Source organism: Rhizobacter sp. P2_H2, from assembly GCF_056403375.1.
On the sequence record NZ_JBFUFP010001715.1, the window covers coordinates 1 to 684 of the forward strand.

Consider the following 684-nt stretch of genomic DNA (forward strand, 5'->3'; position numbering starts at 1 on the left):
GCAAAAGGGCCGCTCGAAAGCGGCCCCTTCCTGCAACGCCTGAGCGTCGATCAGCGCTTGCTGAACTGCTTCCTGCGGCGAGCGCCGTGCAGGCCGACCTTCTTCCGTTCGACTTCACGCGCATCGCGCGTCACGAAGCCGGCGTGCTTGAGGGCAGGCTTGAGCGTCTCGTCGTAGTCGATCAGGGCGCGGGTGATGCCGTGGCGCACCGCACCGGCTTGACCCGACTCGCCACCACCGTGCACGTTGACCTTGACGTCGAACGCGCCATCGTTGGAGGTCAGCACCAGAGGCTGCTTGACCACCATGATGGAGGTCTGGCGACCGAAATACTCATCGACGGTCTTGCCGTTGACGACGATCTGGCCAGTGCCCTTCTTGATGAAGACGCGAGCCACCGAAGACTTGCGGCGGCCGGTTCCGTAGTTCCAATTTCCGATCATGGCCGCTCCTTAGATGTCCAGCACTTTGGGCTGCTGGGCGGTGTGCGGGTGGGAACCACCGGCGTACACCTTCAGCTTCTTCACCATCGCGTAACCCAACGGTCCCTTGGGGAGCATGCCCTTGACAGCCTTTTCCAGCGCGCGGCCGGGGTGCTTGGCTTGCATGTCCTTGAAGGTCGTGGCGTGGATACCGCCCGGGTGGCCCGAGTGACGGTAGTACACCTTGTCGGTGGCCTTGTTG

The 684-nt window shown here is 63.2% G+C and carries 2 protein-coding genes; both read right to left on the reverse strand.

Going from position 1 to position 684, the window contains the following annotated elements; genetic code table 11:
• Positions 1 to 50 precede the first annotated feature (50 nt).
• Complete coding sequence (gene rpsI, locus AC1D15_RS35790; protein WP_047506382.1) at positions 51 to 443, reverse strand: 30S ribosomal protein S9; 393 nt, start codon at positions 441 to 443, stop codon at positions 51 to 53.
• 9 nt (positions 444 to 452) lie between these two features.
• A partial coding sequence (gene rplM / locus AC1D15_RS35795; protein ID WP_477829825.1) for a 50S ribosomal protein L13 occupies positions 453 to 684 on the reverse strand: 232 nt, incomplete at its 5' end.